The 19,807-nt window shown below is 66.7% G+C and carries 19 protein-coding genes and 2 pseudogenes; 10 read left to right on the top strand and 11 right to left on the bottom strand.

Annotation, left to right across the window (positions count from 1 at the left end; translation table 11 throughout):
• Positions 1–3 precede the first annotated feature (3 nt).
• Together AT701_RS28040 and AT701_RS28035 are read right to left on the bottom strand one after the other, a co-directional pair.
• On the bottom strand, positions 4–1,176 hold the full coding sequence (locus AT701_RS28040; RefSeq protein WP_058127013.1) for a pyridoxal phosphate-dependent aminotransferase: 1,173 nt from the start codon (positions 1,174–1,176) through the stop codon (positions 4–6).
• A gap of 23 nt (positions 1,177–1,199) precedes the next feature.
• Entirely contained in the window at positions 1,200–1,667 is a 468-nt protein-coding gene (locus AT701_RS28035) for a MarR family winged helix-turn-helix transcriptional regulator (RefSeq protein WP_003897143.1), read from the bottom strand.
• A gap of 88 nt (positions 1,668–1,755) precedes the next feature.
• Here AT701_RS28035 and AT701_RS28030 point away from each other — a divergent pair, with 88 nt between their 5' ends.
• The 4 genes from AT701_RS28030 to AT701_RS28015 all read left to right on the top strand — a co-directional run bounded on the left by AT701_RS28030 (position 1,756) and on the right by AT701_RS28015 (position 6,149).
• Positions 1,756–2,187 carry a RidA family protein gene (locus AT701_RS28030; RefSeq protein WP_003897142.1) on the top strand — a complete coding sequence of 144 codons (432 nt, stop codon included), beginning with the start codon at positions 1,756–1,758 and terminating at the stop codon, positions 2,185–2,187.
• A gap of 239 nt (positions 2,188–2,426) precedes the next feature.
• The gene (locus AT701_RS28025; protein WP_011730739.1) at positions 2,427–2,615 is read left to right on the top strand and encodes a hypothetical protein; all 189 of its coding nucleotides are present in this window, start codon (positions 2,427–2,429) and stop codon (positions 2,613–2,615) included.
• 146 nt (positions 2,616–2,761) lie between these two features.
• The gene (locus AT701_RS28020) at positions 2,762–3,973 is read left to right on the top strand and encodes an acetyl-CoA C-acetyltransferase (protein WP_003897132.1); all 1,212 of its coding nucleotides are present in this window, start codon (positions 2,762–2,764) and stop codon (positions 3,971–3,973) included.
• Between the two features lie 28 nt (positions 3,974–4,001).
• Positions 4,002–6,149: a 3-hydroxyacyl-CoA dehydrogenase NAD-binding domain-containing protein gene (locus tag AT701_RS28015; RefSeq protein ID WP_058127012.1), complete on the top strand. Its 2,148-nt coding sequence runs from the start codon at positions 4,002–4,004 to the stop codon at positions 6,147–6,149.
• A gap of 202 nt (positions 6,150–6,351) precedes the next feature.
• Here the strand turns inward: AT701_RS28015 and AT701_RS28010 are convergent, their stop codons facing one another.
• Together AT701_RS28010 and AT701_RS28005 are read right to left on the bottom strand one after the other, a co-directional pair.
• Complete coding sequence (locus tag AT701_RS28010; protein ID WP_081319736.1) at positions 6,352–6,792, bottom strand: TIGR03618 family F420-dependent PPOX class oxidoreductase; 441 nt, start codon at positions 6,790–6,792, stop codon at positions 6,352–6,354.
• A gap of 45 nt (positions 6,793–6,837) precedes the next feature.
• On the bottom strand, positions 6,838–7,263 hold the full coding sequence (locus AT701_RS28005) for a pyridoxamine 5'-phosphate oxidase family protein (RefSeq protein ID WP_058127011.1): 426 nt from the start codon (positions 7,261–7,263) through the stop codon (positions 6,838–6,840).
• 109 nt (positions 7,264–7,372) lie between these two features.
• On the opposite strand from AT701_RS28005, the gene AT701_RS28000 reads away from it, so the two are divergent.
• Positions 7,373–8,365: an LLM class F420-dependent oxidoreductase gene (locus tag AT701_RS28000; protein WP_058127010.1), complete on the top strand. Its 993-nt coding sequence runs from the start codon at positions 7,373–7,375 to the stop codon at positions 8,363–8,365.
• On the opposite strand, the gene AT701_RS27995 is transcribed toward AT701_RS28000, so the two are convergent.
• Positions 8,346–8,711: a YybH family protein gene (locus AT701_RS27995; RefSeq protein WP_081319601.1), complete on the bottom strand. Its 366-nt coding sequence runs from the start codon at positions 8,709–8,711 to the stop codon at positions 8,346–8,348. The two genes, AT701_RS28000 and AT701_RS27995, sit on opposite strands and share 20 nt — an antisense overlap.
• Positions 8,698–9,396, bottom strand: coding sequence for an SDR family NAD(P)-dependent oxidoreductase (locus tag AT701_RS27990; RefSeq protein WP_058127008.1), 699 nt, complete (start codon positions 9,394–9,396; stop codon positions 8,698–8,700). The genes AT701_RS27995 and AT701_RS27990 overlap by 14 nt, the downstream gene beginning before the upstream one ends.
• Before the next feature lie 128 nt (positions 9,397–9,524).
• Between AT701_RS27990 and AT701_RS36140 the strand changes: the two are divergent.
• A pseudogene (locus AT701_RS36140) lies at positions 9,525–9,647 on the top strand (LysR family transcriptional regulator); the annotation flags it as partial.
• A 639-nt stretch (positions 9,648–10,286) separates the two neighbouring features.
• Here the strand turns inward: AT701_RS36140 and AT701_RS27980 are convergent.
• Complete coding sequence (locus tag AT701_RS27980; RefSeq protein WP_058127743.1) at positions 10,287–11,519, bottom strand: YbfB/YjiJ family MFS transporter; 1,233 nt, start codon at positions 11,517–11,519, stop codon at positions 10,287–10,289.
• A 140-nt stretch (positions 11,520–11,659) separates the two neighbouring features.
• Here AT701_RS27980 and AT701_RS27975 point away from each other — a divergent pair, with 140 nt between their 5' ends.
• Together AT701_RS27975 and AT701_RS27970 are read left to right on the top strand one after the other, a co-directional pair.
• Entirely contained in the window at positions 11,660–12,346 is a 687-nt protein-coding gene (locus tag AT701_RS27975) for an SDR family oxidoreductase (protein WP_058127007.1), read from the top strand.
• Positions 12,347–12,574: 228 nt separating this feature from the next.
• Positions 12,575–13,897 (top strand): ISL3-like element IS1096 family transposase, encoded by a 1,323-nt coding sequence (locus AT701_RS27970; protein ID WP_011726739.1) that lies wholly within the window; start codon positions 12,575–12,577, stop codon positions 13,895–13,897.
• 7 nt (positions 13,898–13,904) lie between these two features.
• Here the strand turns inward: AT701_RS27970 and AT701_RS27965 are convergent, their stop codons facing one another.
• Positions 13,905–14,606: a plasmid pRiA4b ORF-3 family protein gene (locus tag AT701_RS27965; RefSeq protein WP_011726740.1), complete on the bottom strand. Its 702-nt coding sequence runs from the start codon at positions 14,604–14,606 to the stop codon at positions 13,905–13,907.
• Between the two features lie 225 nt (positions 14,607–14,831).
• Here AT701_RS27965 and AT701_RS27960 point away from each other — a divergent pair.
• Positions 14,832–16,200, top strand: a pseudogene (locus AT701_RS27960) (ISL3-like element ISMsm4 family transposase).
• Between the two features lie 150 nt (positions 16,201–16,350).
• On the opposite strand, the gene AT701_RS27955 reads toward AT701_RS27960, so the two are convergent.
• Both AT701_RS27955 and AT701_RS34410 read right to left on the bottom strand, forming a co-directional pair.
• The gene (locus AT701_RS27955) at positions 16,351–16,674 is read right to left on the bottom strand and encodes an ESX-1 secretion-associated protein (protein ID WP_080590943.1); all 324 of its coding nucleotides are present in this window, start codon (positions 16,672–16,674) and stop codon (positions 16,351–16,353) included.
• Positions 16,675–16,692: 18 nt separating this feature from the next.
• Positions 16,693–17,430, bottom strand: coding sequence for an EspA/EspE family type VII secretion system effector (locus AT701_RS34410; RefSeq protein ID WP_162139559.1), 738 nt, complete (start codon positions 17,428–17,430; stop codon positions 16,693–16,695).
• A gap of 140 nt (positions 17,431–17,570) precedes the next feature.
• Between AT701_RS34410 and AT701_RS27945 the strand changes: the two genes are divergently transcribed.
• Entirely contained in the window at positions 17,571–18,272 is a 702-nt protein-coding gene (locus AT701_RS27945) for a plasmid pRiA4b ORF-3 family protein (protein ID WP_011726740.1), read from the top strand.
• A 7-nt stretch (positions 18,273–18,279) separates the two neighbouring features.
• Here the strand turns inward: AT701_RS27945 and AT701_RS27940 are convergent, their stop codons facing one another.
• Positions 18,280–19,602: an ISL3-like element IS1096 family transposase gene (locus AT701_RS27940; protein ID WP_011726739.1), complete on the bottom strand. Its 1,323-nt coding sequence runs from the start codon at positions 19,600–19,602 to the stop codon at positions 18,280–18,282.
• Positions 19,603–19,807: the final 205 nt, after the last annotated feature.

The following is a 19,807-nucleotide window of genomic DNA, read 5'->3' as shown; positions in this document are numbered from 1 at the left end:
GTCTCAGCACCTCCGCAGCGCCTGAAGTCGGCGGATCGCCTCGTCGAGGGTGTCGTCACGCTTGCAGAACGCGAAGCGCACCAGGTGATTCCACACATCGGCGTGTGGTGCGTCGGGATCGCAGAACGCAGACATGGGGATGGCCGCGACACCGGCCCTGGTGGGCAGTTCGGCGCAGAACGCGGTGCTGTCGTCGTATCCGAGCGGGCGCGGGTCGGCGCACAGGAAGTACGTGCCGCGGCTGTCGTGCACCTCGAACCCGATCTCGGCGAGCGCCGAGCCCAGCCGGTCCCGCTTGGACTGGAACGAGTCGCGCAGATCCGCCACCCAGCCGTCCTCGTGGTTCAACGCGTGCGCGACCGCGGGCTGGAACGGCGCCCCGCCCACGTAGGTGAGGTACTGCTTGGCCGCACGCACCCCGGCGATCAACTCGGGCGCACCGCAGGCCCAGCCGATCTTCCAGCCGGTCGCGTTGAACATCTTGGCCGCGCTCGAGATCGTGACGGTGCGGTCGCGCATCCCCGGATAGCTCGCGAGCGTCAGGTGGCGGTGGCTGTCGAAGACCAGGGCCTCGTACACCTCGTCGGTGATCACCAGCAGGTCGTGCTCGACGGCCAGGGCCGCGACCGCGCGCAGTTCGGCGTCCGAGGCGACCGCGCCGGTCGGATTGTGCGGCGAGTTGAGGATCAGGGCCTTGGTCTGCGGCGTCACGGCGGCGCGCAGCGCATCGACGTCGATCGCGAACCCGCGCCCGCTCGGGACGAGCGGCACCGCGCGGCGCTCGCAGCCCGCCATGGCGATCACGGGGGAGTACGAGTCGTAGAACGGCTCGATCACCAGCACCTCGGAGCCGGGTTCGACGAGCCCGATGACCGACGCCGCGATCGCCTCGGTGGCGCCGACGGTGACCAGCACCTCGGTGTCGGGGTCGTACTGAACGCCGTGGACGCGCTTGCGCTGCGCGGCGATGGCCTGCCGCAGTTCGGGCACCCCGAGGCCGGGCGGGTACTGGTTGACCCCGTCGGCGATGGCGTTCTGCGCGACCTTGAGCATCTCGGCCGGGCCGTCCTCATCCGGGAAACCCTGCCCCAGGTTGACCGCGCCCAGGCGTGTGGCCAGCGCCGACATCTCGGCGAAGATGGTCACGGCGAACGGCTGCAGTCTGCGGACGGTCATGGAAAAAGGGTAGGCGGTGGCGGTCAGGCCAGATCGGCCGGACGGATGCGCAGCTTTTCCGCGATGCGGGCGAGTGCTTGCTGCTCGGACGCCGTGAGCGGGTCGAGGACGAACTCGCGCACGGCACGCAGATGGATGGGTGCCGCCGTCATGACGAGGCGATATCCGGCGTCGGTGAGTTCGGCGAGCGTGTACCGGCCGTCGGTCGGATCGGGGGAGCGGGTCACCCAGCCGCGTTGCTCGAACCGTTTGACCACGTTCGACAGGCGCGAGAGCGAGCCGTTGGCGAGAAACGCCAGCTCACTCATCCGGATCCGGCGGTCGGGGGCCTCGGAGATGTGGCTGAGGGCCAGGTACTCGAACAGGTTCAGGTCGACGTCACGCAGCGGCGCCTCAAGCCGGCCCGGCATCAGCAGGATCAGGGAGACCAGACCCGTCCACGCCTCTTTCTCGGCCGGGCTGAGCCACTGCGGTTCCTCGGCGCTGGGCATACCGGCAGATTAGTCGCGTGGATCAGTCGCCCGGAATAACTTCAAGCGTGAAGTCATTGCATAGGGTGTTCACTTCACGCTTGAAGTAATGACGAAAGGCAATCCGTTGACAGAGTTCTTCGCCACACCCGGCTACGGTCCATGGCTGCGGGAAAACCTGCACTACAGCCAGGCTTTGCGCATCGGCGACCGGGTCGAGATCTCCGGGCAGGGCGGCTGGGATGACGACATCAATTTCCCGGCCGACCTCGAAGACGAGATCGTGCGGGCCTTCGACAATGTGGAGCGCACGCTCGCCACGGCAGGCGCGGGCTGGCCCGATGTGGTGTCGGTGAACTCCTACCACGTGCCGACCGCGCCGGACACCATCGGCGACGACCACACGCGCGTCATGGTCGAGCAGTTCCGCAAGCGCATGGGGGACCGCGCCCCGATCTGGACCCAGATCGGCGTGCCGGCACTCGGTGCGCCGGGGATGCGCGTCGAAATCCGCGTGACGGCTGTGATCGAATCAGCCTGAGCTCTCGCTCGTAACGCCACGGCGGAATTTCGGCCGATTTTCCGCCGTGGCGTAACGAGCGGCGCGCGGTCAGGTCGCGAACAGTCTTGCCGCTGACCAACACTCGATCGCCTGACGAGTCGCTCGCCACGGCTCAAGCGCCTCGCCGTTCGTAACGCCACGGCGGAAATCTGGCCGAAAAATCGCCGTGGCGTTACGCGCGAGGTGTGAACTCGCCGCCCCGTGGCAACACCACTGCCATGGCTACCTATCGCGTGCTCAATCCCAAAGGCGACGTCGTCGACACCAAAGACATCGAAAGCGCCGATGACGCGCATGCCTGGTTCGTCGACCAACGGGCCGACAACACCGAGCTGGGCTGGCGGATGGAGGTCGAGCAGGGCGGCGAATGGCACTTCTTCGACGACACGGAGGGCGCTTCCAAGTAACGCCGCCGAGTAGGAACTGCACCACATCTCCAGGCGTCCCAACCAAGCGGTTGGGTGAGGCTGCTAGGCTCGCGCGCAGAGGACAAAACACCTCCACGCGGGTTCATGCCCGTCACACCAACCCTTGACAGGACCTGGAGATCTACATGTCCGAAGAAGCCTTCATCTACGAGGCTATTCGTACGCCACGCGGCAAGCAGCGTGGCGGAGCCCTCAACGAGATCAAGCCCGTCAACCTGGTCGTCGGCCTGATCGATGAACTGCGAGTCCGTTTCCCCAACCTGGACGAGACCCTGATCAGCGACCTCGTGCTCGGCGTGGTGTCGCCCGTGGGCGACCAGGGCGGCGACATCGCCCGCACCGCGACGCTGGTCGCGAACCTGCCGGAAACCACCGGTGGTGTGCAGCTCAACCGCTTCTGCGCGTCCGGCCTTGAGGCCGTGAACATCGCCGCGCAGAAGGTGCGCTCGGGCTGGGACGACCTGGTGCTCGCCGGCGGCGTGGAGTCCATGAGCCGCGTGCCGATGGGTTCCGACGGCGGCGCCTGGGCCGGTGATCCCGAGACCAACTACCGCATCGGTTTCGTGCCGCAGGGTATCGGCGCCGACCTGATCGCCACCATCGAGGGATTCTCCCGCGAGGACGTCGACGCCTACGCCGCACGCTCGCAGGAGCGCGCCGCGGCGGCCTGGTCGGGCGGCTACTTCTCCAAGTCCGTGGTGCCCGTGAAGGACCAGAACGGCCTGGTCGTGCTGGATCACGACGAGCACATGCGTCCCGGCACCACCGTCGAGAGCCTGGGCAAGCTCAAGCCCGCATTCGAGGGTGTCGGCGCGATGGGCGGCTTCGACGACGTGGCGCTGCAGAAGTACCACTCGATAGAGAAGATCAACCACGTCCACACCGGCGGCAACAGCTCGGGCATCGTCGACGGCGCCGCGCTGGTGCTCATCGGTAGCGAGAAGGCGGGCCAGTCGCAGGGCCTGACCCCGCGTGCCCGCATCGTCGCCACCGCGACCTCCGGTGCCGACCCGGTCATCATGCTGACCGGCCCCACCCCGGCCACCAAGAAGGTGCTGGACCGCGCCGGCCTGACGGTCGACGACATCGACCTGTTCGAGCTCAACGAGGCGTTCGCCTCGGTGGTGCTGAAGTTCCAGAAGGACCTGGGCATCCCCGACGAGAAGCTCAACGTCAACGGTGGCGCCATCGCGATGGGCCACCCGCTCGGCGCCACGGGCGCCATGATCACCGGAACCATGGTCGACGAGCTGGAGCGCCGCGGCGCCCGGCGCGCGCTGATCACGCTGTGCGTGGGCGGCGGCATGGGCGTGGCCACCATCATCGAACGAGTTTGAGCGCGCGTCGGGAAAAGGACTGAAAATCATGGCTGAAAACACCATCAAGTGGGACAAGGATGCCGACGGCATCGTCACGCTGACGCTGGACGACCCGACCGGCTCGGCCAACGTGATGAACGAGCACTACAAGGAATCCATGCACAATGCCGTGGAACGCCTTGTCGCGGAGAAGGATTCGATCACCGGTGTGGTCATCGCCAGCGCGAAGAAGACCTTCTTCGCCGGTGGTGACCTCAAGGGCATGATGAAGGTCGGCCCGGAGAACGCCGCCGAGTCCTTCGCCGAGGTCGAGTTCATCAAGGCCGATCTGCGCAAGCTGGAGACCCTGGGCAAGCCCGTCGTCGCCGCCATCAACGGCGCCGCGCTCGGCGGTGGCCTGGAGATCGCGCTGGCCTGCCATCACCGCATCGCGGCCGACGTCAAGGGCGTGGTGATCGGTCTTCCCGAGGTCACCCTGGGCCTGCTGCCCGGCGGTGGCGGCGTTGCCCGCACCGTGCGCATGTTCGGCATCCAGAAGGCCTTCATGGAGGTGCTGAGCCAGGGCACCCGGTTCCGTCCGGGCAAGGCCAAGGAGGTCGGCCTGGTCGACGAGCTCGTCGGCAGCGTCGAGGAACTGGTCCCGGCCGCCAAGGCGTGGATCAAGGCCAATCCGGAAGCCCACACCCAGCCGTGGGATGCCAAGGGCTACAAGATGCCCGGCGGCACGCCGTCCAGCCCCGCGCTGGCGAGCATCCTGCCGTCGTTCCCGGCGTTGCTGAAAAAGCAGCTCAAGGGTGCGCCGATGCCCGCGCCGCGCGCCATCCTGGCCGCCGCGGTCGAGGGTGCACAGGTCGACTTCGAGACCGCCACCCGCATCGAGAGCCGTTACTTCGTCAGCCTGGTCACCGGCCAGACCGCGAAGAACATGATCCAGGCCTTCTTCCTGGACCTGCAGACCATCAACGGTGGCGGTTCGCGTCCCGACGGCATCGCCAAGCAGGAGATCAAGAAGGTCGGTGTCCTGGGCGCGGGCATGATGGGCGCCGGTATCGCCTACGTGTCGGCCAAGGCGGGCTTCGAGGTCGTCCTCAAGGACGTCACGCTCGAGGCCGCCGAACGCGGCAAGAACTACTCGGAGAAGATCGAGGCCAAGGCGCTCGAGCGTGGCAAGACCACCAAGGAGCGCAGCGACGCGCTGCTGGCGCGGATCACGCCGACCGCCGATGCGGCCGACCTCAAGGGTGTCGACTTCGTGATCGAGGCCGTCTTCGAGAACTCCGAACTCAAGCACAAGGTGTTCCAGGAGATCGAGGACATCGTCGAGCCCAACGCGGTCCTGGGGTCCAACACCTCGACGCTGCCGATCACCGGTCTGGCGACCGGTGTGAAGCGCCAGGAGGACTTCATCGGTATCCACTTCTTCTCGCCGGTCGACAAGATGCCGCTGGTGGAGATCATCAAGGGCGAGAAGACCTCCGACGAGGCGCTGGCCCGGGTGTTCGATTACACGCTGGCCATCGGCAAGACCCCGATCGTGGTCAACGACAGCCGCGGCTTCTTCACCAGCCGTGTCATCGGCACCTTCGTCAACGAGGCGCTGGCGATGCTGGGTGAGGGCGTGCCCGCGGCCAGCATCGAGCAGGCAGGCAAGCAGGCCGGTTACCCGGCTCCGCCGCTGCAGCTGTCCGACGAGCTCAACCTGGAGCTCATGCAGAAGATCGCGACCGAAACCCGCAAGGCCGCCGAGGCCACGGGCGCCTCCTACCAGCCGCACCCGGCCGAGGCCGTGGTGAACAAGATGATTGAGATCGGTCGTCCGTCGCGTCTGAAGGGCGCCGGCTTCTACGAGTACGCCGACGGCAAGCGCGTGGGTCTGTGGCCGGGCCTGGCCGAGACATTCGGCTCGGGCAACGCCTCGATCCCGCTGCAGGACATGATCGACCGCATGCTGTTCGCCGAGGCGATCGAGACCCAGAAGTGCCTGGACGAGGGTGTGCTGACCTCGACGGCCGACGCGAACATCGGCTCCATCATGGGTATCGGCTACCCGCCGTACACCGGTGGCAGCGCGCAGTTCATCCAGGGTTACGAGGGTGAACTGGGTGTCGGCAAGGAGGCCTTCGTGGCCCGTGCCAAGCAGTTGGCCGAGCGCTACGGCGACCGGTTCAACCCGCCCGCCTCGCTGGAGTCGTAAAGCCTCCTCGGTACCGGCGCGAAGACAAACCTGCCCTTCTCCTGCGGAGGAGGGCAGGTTTGTGCCGTCTGGGGGACCTACGCTTCGGACGACGTCGCGGTGCCGTGTCCGCGCGCGTCGAACGTGCTGCGGGCCAAGCCGATTCCGGAGTGTACGGGCCCGTGCGTATCGCCGTGCGTCTGCGGTGAGTCGGCGGGGGAAATCAGTGCGGGTTCGAGTAGACGCGCGTCGGGGTGATCAGCACCGCGGCGCGACGCTCCTCGCGCATCACGCGGTCATAGGTGTCCCAGTCGTCGTGCGTGCCGCCCGCGGCCTCGAAGACGTTGCGCAGCAACACTCGCAGCGACTCGGCGTCGACGTCACTGTCGTCGGGACCGATGATCTCGGCGGTACCCTCCACCGTCGCCCACTCCCATCCCGCACGGGCCGCGACCGTGGCACGTGGGTCCGCGCGCAGATGGCGCAGCTTGAGCGAACCACCGAGCGCGACGAGCGCGACGACCTGTTCGGAGGTGTGCGGATGCGCCATCACGCCCGCGTTGACCACCGAGGACTGGATGCTGCCGTCGCGGCGCAGCGTGCTCAGCACACACAACCCGTGATCACGTGACAACAACTCGGCGAAAGACGACAGATCGGCCACGTCGGTCACGCTACGCGCCGCAGCCGCAGCGGATTTCAGGAACCGTCAGACCGAGCCAAGGTCCGTCGAGAGCCAGTGCTCGGGTGTCAGGCGGATGACGACGCTCTCGCCGTGCTCACGCCGCGCGAACTCAAGGTATCCCTCGACCTTCTCGGGTGGCAGGTAGCGCTTGGTCATCTCGACGAGGTGGTCGTCGGTGGCGGGCTCGATACGGCTGACGGGACCGTCGACCGCGACGTAGCGCACCGTGGGCTCCAGGCGCTCGACCATCAGGGTGAACCGGCCCGCCGCTTCGATCAGCCGGTGCTTGCGTGAGCCGTTGCCGGTGAGCACCCACGGTTCACCGCCGGGGGAGTACTGGTACCAGATGGGCACGGTGAGCGGTCCGCGCTTGTCTCCTGCGTAGACGGACAGGGCCGCGATGTGCGGTTCGGCGAGGAACTGTTCACGTTCGTCTTTCGAGAGGGCCATGACCTCAGGCTAGCCAGATGCTGTGACATGCGTCGCTATCCTGGGGATCTGATGCAGGAAACCCCTCAGGGGCTGGACATCCGGGTTTTCAGTTCTAGAGTCGTGTGTCATGCGCTTTGGATTGTTCATCCCGCAGGGCTGGCGTCTGGATCTCGTCGACATTCCCACCGATCGGCACTGGTCGGTGATGCATGATCTGGCTGCCTACGCCGACGGCACGGAGGCGTGGGACTCGCTGTGGGTCTACGACCACTTCCACACCGTTCCGGTGCCCACGGGCGAGGCGACGCACGAGGCGTGGACGCTCATGGCCGCATACGCGGCGACGACGTCGCGTATCAAGCTCGGGCAGATGTGCACCGCGATGTCGTACCGCAACCCGACCTATCTCGCGAAGGTGGCCGCCACCGCCGACGTCATCTCCGGCGGCCGGGTGCAGATGGGTATCGGGGGCGGCTGGTATGAGCACGAGTGGCGCGCCTACGGCTACGGCTTCCCGTCTGCCGGGGAACGCCTCGCGCGTCTCGACGAGGGCGTGCAGATCATGCGCGACGCCTGGCGCGACGGGCGGGTGAGCTTCTCGGGTAAGCACTATCAGGTGGACGGCGCGATCGTCTCGCCCACACCGCTGCAGGACAACGGGATCCCGCTGTGGATCGCCGGCGGTGGCGAGAAGGTCACGCTGAAGATCGCCGCCAAGTACGCGCAGTACACCAACTTCACGTCCGAGCCGGAGGGCTTCAGGCACAAGTCGCAGATCCTGGCCGAGCACTGCCGCGCCGTCGGCACCGATTTCGACGCGATCGTGCGCTCGGCCAACTTCAACGCGGTGATCGGAGAGTCCGAAAAGGACGTCAAGGACCGCATCCAGCGGCTGCGGGCCCGGCAGGCCCCGGTCGCGGGCGAGGACGCGGTCGACGCCATGCTCTCGACCATGAGCGCACCCGAATCCGCGTCGGGCACACCGGAACAGGTGATCGAGAAGCTCAAGCGCGTCCGCGACCTCGGCTGCGAGTATGCGATCCTCTACTTCCCCGAGGCGGCCTACGACCGCTCCGGCATCGAACTCTTCGAGCAGAAGGTCATCCCGGCACTGAGCTAGCCTCGTAGAAACCGATCCGCCACTGCCCCTGCGAGAGGACCACCAGCACACCGATGTTCAGGTGCACCGTGTCGCGGTCGGGGTAGGAGAACTCGGCGGCCACGTACCCGAGTACCACGTCCGGTGCGGGCCGCCGCGTCTCGCTGATGCGGTACTCGACGGTCATGCCGAGCGGCTGCGATGCGTAGTAGTCCGAAACCCCCTGCGGTCCAACGCTGTAGGGGCGCAGCCCCTGGAAGATCGCGTCGTCGGCGAACACCGCGGACACGCGTGCCGGATCGTGGGCGTCGATGCCGGCCTTCCACTCGTCGAGCACGCCGCGCAGCACGGCCTCAGAGTCCGGCACTTTGACCACCGTCGACGCGCAGGATCTCACCGGTCACGAACTTCGCCTGCTCCAGGTACAGCACCGCGTCCACGGCGTCGTCGATGTCGCCCAGTTGGTGCATCGGGTTCAGCGACGCCAGCGCGTCGTACGAGGACGGGTCGTGCATCGGCGTCTTGATGCTGCCCAGTGCCACCGCGTTGACCCGGATCCGGCAGCTCGCGTTCTCGACCGCCAGTGCGCGTGTGGCCGCGTTCAGACCGCCCTTGGTCAGCGATGCCAGCGCCGAGGGCACCCGCGAGTTGGCCACGTCCACCAGGCTCGTGGAGATGTTGACGATGTGGCCACCGGCCGGCAGCGCCCCCAGCGCCGCGCGGGTCAGTTCGAAGAAGCCGCGCAGGTTCACGCCCGTGATGGCGTCGTAGTCGGCGTCGGTGTACTCGGTGAACGGTTTGGCGATGAAGATGCCCGCGTTGTTCACGACGGTGTCGACGCGGCCGAAACGTTCCAGGGCGGCGTCGACGAGACGCTGACCGACACCCGGTACGCCGACGTCGCCCGCGACGTTCAGCACCATCGGATCGTCACTGGGTCCGATGCTGCGCGAATTGGCGACGACGGCGTAGCCGAGCTTGCGGTATCCGGCGACCAGACCCGCTCCGATGCCCTGCGATGCGCCGGTGATGATGACGACCGGTGTGTTCATGATGTCCTCCTGGTAGGTCCGGGCGTGTCCCGGTTGCCCTGCTCAACATGGGTAGGGCCGACGCCGATCCCCGGTTCACGGGATGCGCTTCCTCTCTGCTGGGAGGTTTTGCCTACTAGGCTGCAACGGTGGAGCTACGCCAGTTGCGCTACTTCGTGACGGTGGCCGATGAGCTCAACTTCGGCCGGGCCGCCGAACGTCTGCGCATCGCGGGCCCGTCGCTGTCGCAGCAGATCAAGGCCCTGGAGCGCGATCTCAAGGTCACCCTGTTCGACCGTGACCGACGGTCGGTGACCCTCACCTCGGCCGGTAGCGCACTGCTGCCGGGTGCCCGCGCCCTCATCGCGCAGGCCGACGAGTTGCGCAGGCAGGCAAGTGGTTTGGCGGTATCGGACCCGGTGCGCATCGGTTGTGTGCAGTGGTGTCCGACGGACTGGGCCGAGCGCGCCGCCGGGGTTGCCGAGTTGCGCGTGGACACGTGGGTGATGCCGTCGCACGCGCAGGCCGCCCGGGTGGCCGACGGAAACCTCGACCTCGCGATCTGCTGGGTGCAGAACGCCGATCTGCAGGCGATGGACCTGTCGGCGCGGCTGATCGGCGTGGACCGCCTGTACGCGCTCGACGCCGGGAGCGGCACCGGTCCGATCCGGGCCGCCGACACGACCGTGCTGATCGACGACGACACCACGAGTTGGTCGTCGTGGAACCGCTACGCCGAACAGTTCGCCGCGTCCACCGGGGCGCGCGTCATGCGCACCGACGACGGCGGCGTCACCGGGCCGACGTTCTTCGAACACGTGCGGCAACTACGTCGGCCGGTGCTCAACAACCCCAAGGGGCAGGACGACACGCCGCCCACCGGCCTGACCCGGCGCGCCGTCGTCGACCCGTCACCGCTGTGGACGTGGTCGCTGGTGTGGCGGCGTGGCGACACCAACCCCGGGGTTCTGGCCATCGTCGACGAGTTCACCCGTGACGTCGGCGATTTCGGTTTGGACAGTGCCGCGGTCTGGCTTCCCGACGACGACCCGCACCACCCCCGCCACCAGCGCGGCCACTGACACCACGACCGCCCCGATCACCAGGGCCGGGCGGAACCCGTGATGCAGTGTGGGCGCCACGACCAGCGGCCCGAGGATCTGGCCCACCGAGTAGCCCGCGGTGAGCAGCGCGACGGCCCGCGGGTAGCGCAGCATGCGTCCGGCCGCCAGTGCGAGCGTGCTGATGCCCACGAACGTGCCACCGAACAGCACCGCACCCACCAGCGCAGCCGTGACACCGCCTGCCGCACCCGACGCCGCGATGCCGACGGCCTGCACGACGAGCGCCGCGGTCAGCAGTGCCGGATTCGACCACCGCGTGCTCAGCGCCGCCCACAGTGCGGCCGACGGCACGCTGGCCATTCCGACCACCAGCCACGTGCTGCCGCCCAGCCACTGCGGGGCGCCCTGCGCGACCGCCGCGACCAGGAACGTGCCCGCGATGATGTAGCCGACGCCCTCCAGCGTGTAACTGACGAACAGCAGCGAGAAGGGGCCGTGCGGTGTCCGCGCGTCGTCGTCGACCGTCGTCGGCGCGCTCGCCGGTGCGGACCGCATGGGCCAGGCGATCACACAGAGCACCGCGGCCACGCCCGCCGCGGCCCACCACGCCGCCTTCCAGTCGCTCACCGCCAGGATCAGCACGGCCGACAGGGCGATACCGGCGCCGACCCCGCCGAACCCCCATCCCGCCAGGTGCGCGGGATGCGAATGCAGGTGTTCCAGCATGGTGTTGACCGCGATCACGAACACCAGCGCGCTCACGGCACCGGCGATGGCGCGCAGAGCCATCCATTCGATCGGTGTGGTGGCCACAGGCATCAACGCGAGGCTCGCGATGAGCACCAGCAGCGACACCCGGCACGCCAGCGGTGAGCGGGCCAGCCGCGGCGAGATCGACCCGGCCACCGCGCCCACGAGGTAGCCGACATAGTTGGCGGTCGCGAGGTCGGCCGCGGTGTGTGCCGACACCCCCGCCTGGGCGGTCATCAGCGGCAGGATCGGCGTGTAGACGAAGCGGCCGATCCCCATCGCGGCGGCCAGCGCCGCGGCGGTGCGGGCGACATGCGCGTGGTGTTGCATCGGTCCATCCTGTGCGGGCAGCCGGTGGTCCGGCCACGATCCGAATCCTCGCAGCTGCAAGGCAATCTCTTGCACGCGGGGGAGCTCATCGGTCCTGCGGTCGGTGTTGTGGTGTGACACCGAACGACAGGAGAACTGACATGACACACGACATCGTCGCGCTGGTGACCGGAGCCAACCGCGGGCTCGGGCGCAGGCTCGCCGCCGAACTCGTCGCTCGCGGCGCCAAGGTATACGCCGCGGCCCGCCGCCCCGAGACCGTGGATCTGCCCGGCGTCGTGCCGATCCCGCTCGACATCACCGACGCCGAGTCGGTCCGGCGCGCGGCCGAGATCGCCGAGGACGTCACGGTACTGGTCAACAACGCCGGGATCTCGACGCGCGCGAATCTGCTGTCCGGGCCCATCGCCGACATCCGCGCCGAGATGGAGACCCACTACTTCGGCACACTGAACGTCACGCGCGCGTTCGTGCCGATCATCGAGCGCAACATCGAACGCAACGGCGGCGGGGCGATCCTCAACGTGCTGTCGGTGCTTTCCTGGATGCACCCGCCGACCTCGGGTGCGTACGCGTCGGCCAAGGCCGCCGCGTGGGCGCTCACCGATGCGGTGCGCACCGAACTCGCGCCCCGCGGAATCCACGTCGCGGCACTGCACGTCGGCTACATGGACACCGACATGGTCCCGTACGTGCCCGCCGACCAGAAGAGCGATCCGGCCGTGATCGCCACCATGGCCGTCGACGGGCTGCTCGGCGGTGACGATGAGATTCTTGCCGACGACTGGGCGCGAACGGCGAAGGCACAGTTGTCGACCAGACAGTGAGCAGATGGACATCGGTTTGGCATATCTGACATCCCTGGCTCGGCAGATCGGACATCACTTGCCCAACAATCGTGCATGGCCCGGTGTTGCGGGGACGGTAGGATATCTGCAGTTTGCTGGCTCTTCGCAGTTGAGGGTGTAGAGGTCGTCGGCGCGTCGGTGCCGGGATAGGGGTCGAGGTCTTCCGATGATGGAGGTTCCTACGCCATCCATCTGAAAGACCTCGACGTGCCTGACGCTACCGGTCGGGCGGGCTTCGCCTGCGCTGACCTGACGACTTTCTGCCGCCTCGACGAGCTCGGGTTGGAGGTGACCGGCCAACGCCTCGACCCTGATCGGGCCGTGCTGGCGTGCCGGGTCGCCGATGAGGATCGGTGGTGCCGCCGCTGCGGCGAAGAAGGCGTTGTACGTGACAGCGTGACTCGCACGTTGGCTCATGAACCGTTCGGGTGGCGACCCACGGCTTTGCTGGTCACGATCCGCCGTTACCGTTGCGCCGGCTGCGCTCATGTGTGGCGCCAGGATGCCAGCGCCGCAGCCGAACCGCGGGCCAGGCTGTCCCGGCGTGCTCTGCGGTGGGCGCTGGAAGCCCTTGTCTGCCAACACCTGTCGGTGGCCCGGGTCGCCGAGGCGCTTGCGGTGTCGTGGAACACTGCCAACAACGCCGTGCTCGCCGAAGGTCAGCGGGTGCTCATCGCCGATCCGGCCCGGTTCGATGGCGTCGCGGTGATCGGCGTCGATGAGCACGTGTGGCGGCACACTCGCCGCGGCGACAAGTACGTCACCGTCATCATCGATCTCACGCCCGTGCGTGACGGGACCGGCCCCGCACGGCTGCTCGACATGGTGGAGGGCCGCTCCAAGAAGGCGTTCGCCGACTGGCTGGCACAGCGGCCACAGGAGTGGCGTGATCGTGTGGACGTTGTTGCCATGGACGGGTTCTCCGGGTTCAAGACCGCCGCCACCGAAGAACTGCCTGACGCGGCCACGGTGATGGACCCCTTCCACGTGGTCCGCCTGGCCGGCAACGCCCTCGACGAGTGCCGACGCCGCGTGCAGCTGGCCACCTGCGGGCACCGCGGCCGCAGCACCGACCCGCTCTACCGATCGCGACGCACCCTGCACACCGGGGCCGACCTGCTCACCGACCGCCAGAAAGCCCGACTGGCCGCACTGTTCGCCGCCAACGCGCACGCCGAGATCGAGGCCACCTGGGCGATGTATCAACGCACCGTGGCCGCCTACCGCGAACCAGACCGCACCAAGGGCCGCACCATGATGGCTGCACTGATCACCACGCTGAGCACAGGCGTCCCCACGTCGCTGACCGAGCTGATCACCCTCGGGCGGACACTGAAGAAGCGTGCCGCCGACGTCCTGGCCTACTTCGACCGCCCCGGCACCTCCAACGGGCCGACCGAAGCGATCAACGGCCGCCTCGAACACCTGCGCGGATCCGCCCTGGGCTTCCGCAACCTCACCAACTACATCGCCCGGTCCCTGCTCGAGACCGGAGGCTTCCGAACCCAGCTCCGTCAACCTCGGCGGTGAAGAATCCTCAACGCGTGTTCAACGCGGCCAGAGCGTCATTGGTCTCGGCCACCGAGAAACGGTCGGGGTGCCAGCCCCGGGGCAGCCAGTCCCTCATCTCCTGCGCACCGAGTCCCATCGGCGTTTCCCGCGGGTCGTACCCGCCGCGAACCCACGCAGCCAACTCCTCATAGCCGCCCAGGCCACCACAGTCCTCCGGCGGACAGGCCATCTTTCCCGTCAGACACACCGCAGCCGGGGGCGGATCATCGAAAACGTCTTCGACCACGAGCACGTGGTCCCATCCGTCGCCGAAGTCGTAATCGTAGAACAACCGCTCGCCCTTATCGGACACCACCTGATCGAGGCGCACGCTGTCCTCGACGACACCGTCGTCGCCTTCGCTGAGATCAAACCCGGTGACGAAGTAGGCACGGGTCCGCCGGTCCGCCCCGACACCGAACTTATGCAGATGACTGTCCTGCCAGCCCATAACGACCTGCAGCACAACATGGAGCTCATCGAGCATGAGGTCGCCCGGCAGGTCCAGCCGACGCCAGATCGGCGGCTTGGCGTACATCAGGTCGACGCGCACCCGGAAGCCCCGCGCACGATCCGGCACCGCCCGCACCTCGGGCGTCGGCTCATCGAACATTCCCGCGAACACGTTCCGACCAGCGTCGGCCATTAGCTTCTGCAGCAACGCCAGGTCCACACTGCCCCCGGACACTCCGCTCTTCCTCTTGCTCTTCCGCTTCTTCTCCGGCACACCCCAAGCCAACCAGACCCCTCGATCACAGCGCGAAAGCAGCTGATCGTCTCTACACCGTCAAGTGCGAAGAGCCGGATTTGGTGTGCGAACCGCACAGATCATTCTGGCTCTTCGCAGTTGATAGGGGTCTGGTGTTGTCCGACGTTGTGTCGTGTCGGTGATTGATTAGGGGTCCGCGCCCCTGTGAGCTGGGTGTTCTTCAGGCATCCAGGACAAGGAACGCGGAACCATGGTTGACGGTAGTTCACTGCTGCTCGATCTCGACGGTGTGGTCGTCGAATCGGTGCAGCGCCTCGAGGACGGCACCCGGTTGGTGCAGGTGCTCACCGCCCCCCAGTGGGTCGGGATCTGCCCCGAATGCGGGGAACGCTCCACCAGGTCGAAAGGCTGGGTACAGACCGGACCCCGCGACGTTGTGGTGGGTTCGGACCGCCCGATACTGCGCTGGCGTAAGCGAAAGTGGTTGTGCCCCAGCACGGTCTGTACGCGCAAGGTGTTCACCGAGTCGGTGCCCGGAATCCCGGCGCGGGCGCGGGTAACACCGCGGGCCAAGGCGACGATGGCCACTGCGGTGCTCGACGAGGACCGTTCGGTGGCCGCGGTGGCCGGGCAGTACCGCTGCGGCTGGCACACCGTGCACGACGAAGTCATCGCCACCGCCGAGGACGCCCTGGCCGGCGAGCTGGCGCCGGTGGCGGTGCTCGGCATCGACGAGACCCGACGCGGTAAGGCCAAATGGGAACACAACCCGGTACTCGGGCGGCGGGTATGGGTGGATCGCTGGGACACCGGACTGGTCGACATCACCGGCGATCAAGGCCTCCTTGGCCAGGTCAATGGCCGCACCTCGGCGGCAGTGATCGACTGGCTCGCTGGCCAGGACCCTGACTGGCGGGCCGCAATCACCCACGTAGCCATCGATTTGTCCCCGGCCTATGCCCGGGTGGCTCGCGAAGCACTGCCGCACGCGATCCTGATCGCCGACCGGTTCCACCTGGTCAAGAAAGCCAACGACATGGTTGATGCGGTGCGCCGCCGGGTCACCTGGACCCAACGGGGCCGGCGCGGCCGCAAGGCCGATGTCGAGTGGATCAACCGCCGCCGCCTGCTGCGCGGCTCCGAGCGGCTCACCGCAGACCAACGCGCCACGTTGTTCGCCAAGCTGCTCTCCGCCGACCCCAACCAGGACATCGCCGCGGCCTGGATCGCCAAAGAACTGCTGCGCGACCTGCTTTCCTGCGCCGACCGCGGCGGGTTGCGCTACGAGATCACGACCGCCCTGGACCGGTTCTACCGTTTCTGCGCGGCCTGCACAGTGCCCGAAGTGATCCGACTGGCCCGCACCATCGAGACCTGGCAGGCCCCCATCATCGCCGCCCTGCAGACCGGCCTGTCCAACGCCCGCACCGAAGGCTACAACCGCATCGTCAAACACGTCGGGCGCATCGCCTTCGGCTTCCGCAATCCTGAGAACCAACGCCGCCGAGTACGGTGGGCCTGCACTCGCCGATCACGACGAGTCACACCCAGCCGGCACCAACGCCACTGCTAACTGCGAAGAGCCATCATTCTTTGTATAGAGGTCGAATGCCGATCCGATCTCCGCGGACTGGGAATCCGCGTCGGCGAACTCGTCGTCGTCCCACGAACGCGACGTTCCATTACTCATCAGCCCGGATGCCCAATCCGCTCTATACCGCGATCAACGAGGCGGCATTTGCTGCTCAAGCTTGTCCTTCTCTGTCTCATCCACATCGTCATACCGAGCTGCTGCGTGCCGAAGCTTCTGTGCAAGTTCGGCACACACGCCGACTACCCCGCTCCCCGCTGTGGATCGCTCGGCCTCGGCCTTTTTTATCGCCTCGCTGGTGACCGCACAGATCAAACCGTGTGTCTTTTCCACTTGGTCGCCGGCGAACTGGACCGAAAGAACTGCGCTTCTCACTCCTCGCCCCAACTCGTCTTGCGTCGAGGCCAGTCCTCGAATGGTAGACGACGTGATTCGTCTGTCTTCACCACTGCTCACTGAATCGCTCCTTTTCGACTATCGCGGCGGGTCGAAATCTCCAATCGAATCTTGAGACGTCGCCTCTGCAGATACTTTTCGATAGAGTTCAAGAGCTTCCGTTACAACCGCAGCGTTGTTGTTTGCGTATTCGTGCATATCCCACATCTTTTTTGAAGCTTCGGTCACTGCCTGACGCACCGCTTCAAACTCGATCGCAGCCTGGGCCAATTTTCCGATCTGGCCGACTCCTACCCACTTGCTGTATTCACCAAAAGCAGTCAACTGCTCATGAAGTCCGTCGAGAATTCGGCGCACCTCGCGAAGTTCGTCAGCTTCGCGACTCATCACAAAGCCGATCTGACGGTCCGCATCACGCAGGATGGCGACATGCTTTTCCTGCAGATCAACTCGACGGTCGTAGGCTCTAGGGGCGGAACCCCCTTCCCACGTTTCGTCGGGGCGAGCAGTACCGAACTTTTCAGCTACTTCCTCAAATCGCGCGCCTCCTTCGATGAAGGAGACGCCTGCGACCGGATCTCCCTCACCAGTGGTGAACCGCATACCCTGGAGTATTCTCTGACCGCCCTCCAAAATAGGAGTTGGCGCAATGCTCAGCGGAGAGGCCCATCTACCGACAGATTTTGCCAGATATTCGAGGTCTAACAGACCACCTTTTCTCGCAATGTACTCTACAAATTCCGCACCGTCTTTAATCCTTCCGGCCGTTTCGGTTACGGTGTCGACCACGGAATCGACGACATCGAAGAACCCCATTGCCCCCCGGTTCAGCCAGCAAACTGGCTCTTCGCACTTGACGGTGTAGAGACGATCAGCTGCTTTCGCGCTGTGATCGAGGGGTCTGGTTGGCTTGGGGTGTGCCGGAGAAGAAGCGGAAGAGCAAGAGGAAGAGCGGAGTGTCCGGGGGCAGTGTGGACCTGGCGTTGCTGCAGAAGCTAATGGCCGACGCTGGTCGGAACGTGTTCGCGGGAATGTTCGATGAGCCGACGCCCGAGGTGCGGGCGGTGCCGGATCGTGCGCGGGGCTTCCGGGTGCGCGTCGACCTGATGTACGCCAAGCCGCCGATCTGGCGTCGGCTGGACCTGCCGGGCGACCTCATGCTCGATGAGCTCCATGTTGTGCTGCAGGTCGTTATGGGCTGGCAGGACAGTCATCTGCATAAGTTCGGTGTCGGGGCGGACCGGCGGACCCGTGCCTACTTCGTCACCGGGTTTGATCTCAGCGAAGGCGACGACGGTGTCGTCGAGGACAGCGTGCGCCTCGATCAGGTGGTGTCCGATAAGGGCGAGCGGTTGTTCTACGATTACGACTTCGGCGACGGATGGGACCACGTGCTCGTGGTCGAAGACGTTTTCGATGATCCGCCCCCGGCTGCGGTGTGTCTGACGGGAAAGATGGCCTGTCCGCCGGAGGACTGTGGTGGCCTGGGCGGCTATGAGGAGTTGGCTGCGTGGGTTCGCGGCGGGTACGACCCGCGGGAAACGCCGATGGGACTCGGTGCGCAGGAGATGAGGGACTGGCTGCCCCGGGGCTGGCACCCCGACCGTTTCTCGGTGGCCGAGACCAATGACGCTCTGGCCGCGTTGAACACGCGTTGAGGATTCTTCACCGCCGAGGTTGACGGAGCTGGGTTCGGAAGCCTCCGGTCTCGAGCAGGGACCGGGCGATGTAGTTGGTGAGGTTGCGGAAGCCCAGGGCGGATCCGCGCAGGTGTTCGAGGCGGCCGTTGATCGCTTCGGTCGGCCCGTTGGAGGTGCCGGGGCGGTCGAAGTAGGCCAGGACGTCGGCGGCACGCTTCTTCAGTGTCCGCCCGAGGGTGATCAGCTCGGTCAGCGACGTGGGGACGCCTGTGCTCAGCGTGGTGATCAGTGCAGCCATCATGGTGCGGCCCTTGGTGCGGTCTGGTTCGCGGTAGGCGGCCACGGTGCGTTGATACATCGCCCAGGTGGCCTCGATCTCGGCGTGCGCGTTGGCGGCGAACAGTGCGGCCAGTCGGGCTTTCTGGCGGTCGGTGAGCAGGTCGGCCCCGGTGTGCAGGGTGCGTCGCGATCGGTAGAGCGGGTCGGTGCTGCGGCCGCGGTGCCCGCAGGTGGCCAGCTGCACGCGGCGTCGGCACTCGTCGAGGGCGTTGCCGGCCAGGCGGACCACGTGGAAGGGGTCCATCACCGTGGCCGCGTCAGGCAGTTCTTCGGTGGCGGCGGTCTTGAACCCGGAGAACCCGTCCATGGCAACAACGTCCACACGATCACGCCACTCCTGTGGCCGCTGTGCCAGCCAGTCGGCGAACGCCTTCTTGGAGCGGCCCTCCACCATGTCGAGCAGCCGTGCGGGGCCGGTCCCGTCACGCACGGGCGTGAGATCGATGATGACGGTGACGTACTTGTCGCCGCGGCGAGTGTGCCGCCACACGTGCTCATCGACGCCGATCACCGCGACGCCATCGAACCGGGCCGGATCGGCGATGAGCACCCGCTGACCTTCGGCGAGCACGGCGTTGTTGGCAGTGTTCCACGACACCGCAAGCGCCTCGGCGACCCGGGCCACCGACAGGTGTTGGCAGACAAGGGCTTCCAGCGCCCACCGCAGAGCACGCCGGGACAGCCTGGCCCGCGGTTCGGCTGCGGCGCTGGCATCCTGGCGCCACACATGAGCGCAGCCGGCGCAACGGTAACGGCGGATCGTGACCAGCAAAGCCGTGGGTCGCCACCCGAACGGTTCATGAGCCAACGTGCGAGTCACGCTGTCACGTACAACGCCTTCTTCGCCGCAGCGGCGGCACCACCGATCCTCATCGGCGACCCGGCACGCCAGCACGGCCCGATCAGGGTCGAGGCGTTGGCCGGTCACCTCCAACCCGAGCTCGTCGAGGCGGCAGAAAGTCGTCAGGTCAGCGCAGGCGAAGCCCGCCCGACCGGTAGCGTCAGGCACGTCGAGGTCTTTCAGATGGATGGCGTAGGAACCTCCATCATCGGAAGACCTCGACCCCTATCCCGGCACCGACGCGCCGACGACCTCTACACCCTCAACTGCGAAGAGCCCCAAATCCGGCGAGATCGGCGACAGCAGAGATGACGGTGGCATCGTCCAGCCGCCAAACCCCTCGGTGTCTGGCGACGAGCATCTGCCGCTATGG

Source organism: Mycolicibacterium smegmatis, assembly GCF_001457595.1.
Taxonomy (GTDB): domain Bacteria; phylum Actinomycetota; class Actinomycetes; order Mycobacteriales; family Mycobacteriaceae; genus Mycobacterium; species Mycobacterium smegmatis.
Note: the sequence above shows the minus strand (reverse complement) of the source record. Positions and strands in the feature narration are given on the sequence as shown.

Excerpts from the sequence above, each read along its gene's own strand:
- AT701_RS27980 (WP_058127743.1), bottom strand. The coding sequence starts at position 11,519 with ATGCAACACCACGCGCATGTCGCCCGCACCGCCGCGGCGCTGGCCGCC.
- AT701_RS28040 (WP_058127013.1), bottom strand. The coding sequence starts at position 1,176 with ATGACCGTCCGCAGACTGCAGCCGTTCGCCGTGACCATCTTCGCCGAG.
- AT701_RS28000 (WP_058127010.1), top strand. The coding sequence starts at position 7,373 with ATGCGCTTTGGATTGTTCATCCCGCAGGGCTGGCGTCTGGATCTCGTC.
- AT701_RS27990 (WP_058127008.1), bottom strand. The coding sequence starts at position 9,396 with ATGAACACACCGGTCGTCATCATCACCGGCGCATCGCAGGGCATCGGA.
- AT701_RS28030 (WP_003897142.1), top strand. The coding sequence starts at position 1,756 with ATGACGAAAGGCAATCCGTTGACAGAGTTCTTCGCCACACCCGGCTAC.
- AT701_RS28035 (WP_003897143.1), bottom strand. The coding sequence starts at position 1,667 with ATGCCCAGCGCCGAGGAACCGCAGTGGCTCAGCCCGGCCGAGAAAGAG.
- AT701_RS28020 (WP_003897132.1), top strand. The coding sequence starts at position 2,762 with ATGTCCGAAGAAGCCTTCATCTACGAGGCTATTCGTACGCCACGCGGC.
- AT701_RS28025 (WP_011730739.1), top strand. The coding sequence starts at position 2,427 with ATGGCTACCTATCGCGTGCTCAATCCCAAAGGCGACGTCGTCGACACC.
- AT701_RS28005 (WP_058127011.1), bottom strand. The coding sequence starts at position 7,263 with ATGGCCCTCTCGAAAGACGAACGTGAACAGTTCCTCGCCGAACCGCAC.
- AT701_RS27975 (WP_058127007.1), top strand. The coding sequence starts at position 11,660 with ATGACACACGACATCGTCGCGCTGGTGACCGGAGCCAACCGCGGGCTC.
- AT701_RS34410 (WP_162139559.1), bottom strand. The coding sequence starts at position 17,430 with ATGGGGTTCTTCGATGTCGTCGATTCCGTGGTCGACACCGTAACCGAA.
- AT701_RS28015 (WP_058127012.1), top strand. The coding sequence starts at position 4,002 with ATGGCTGAAAACACCATCAAGTGGGACAAGGATGCCGACGGCATCGTC.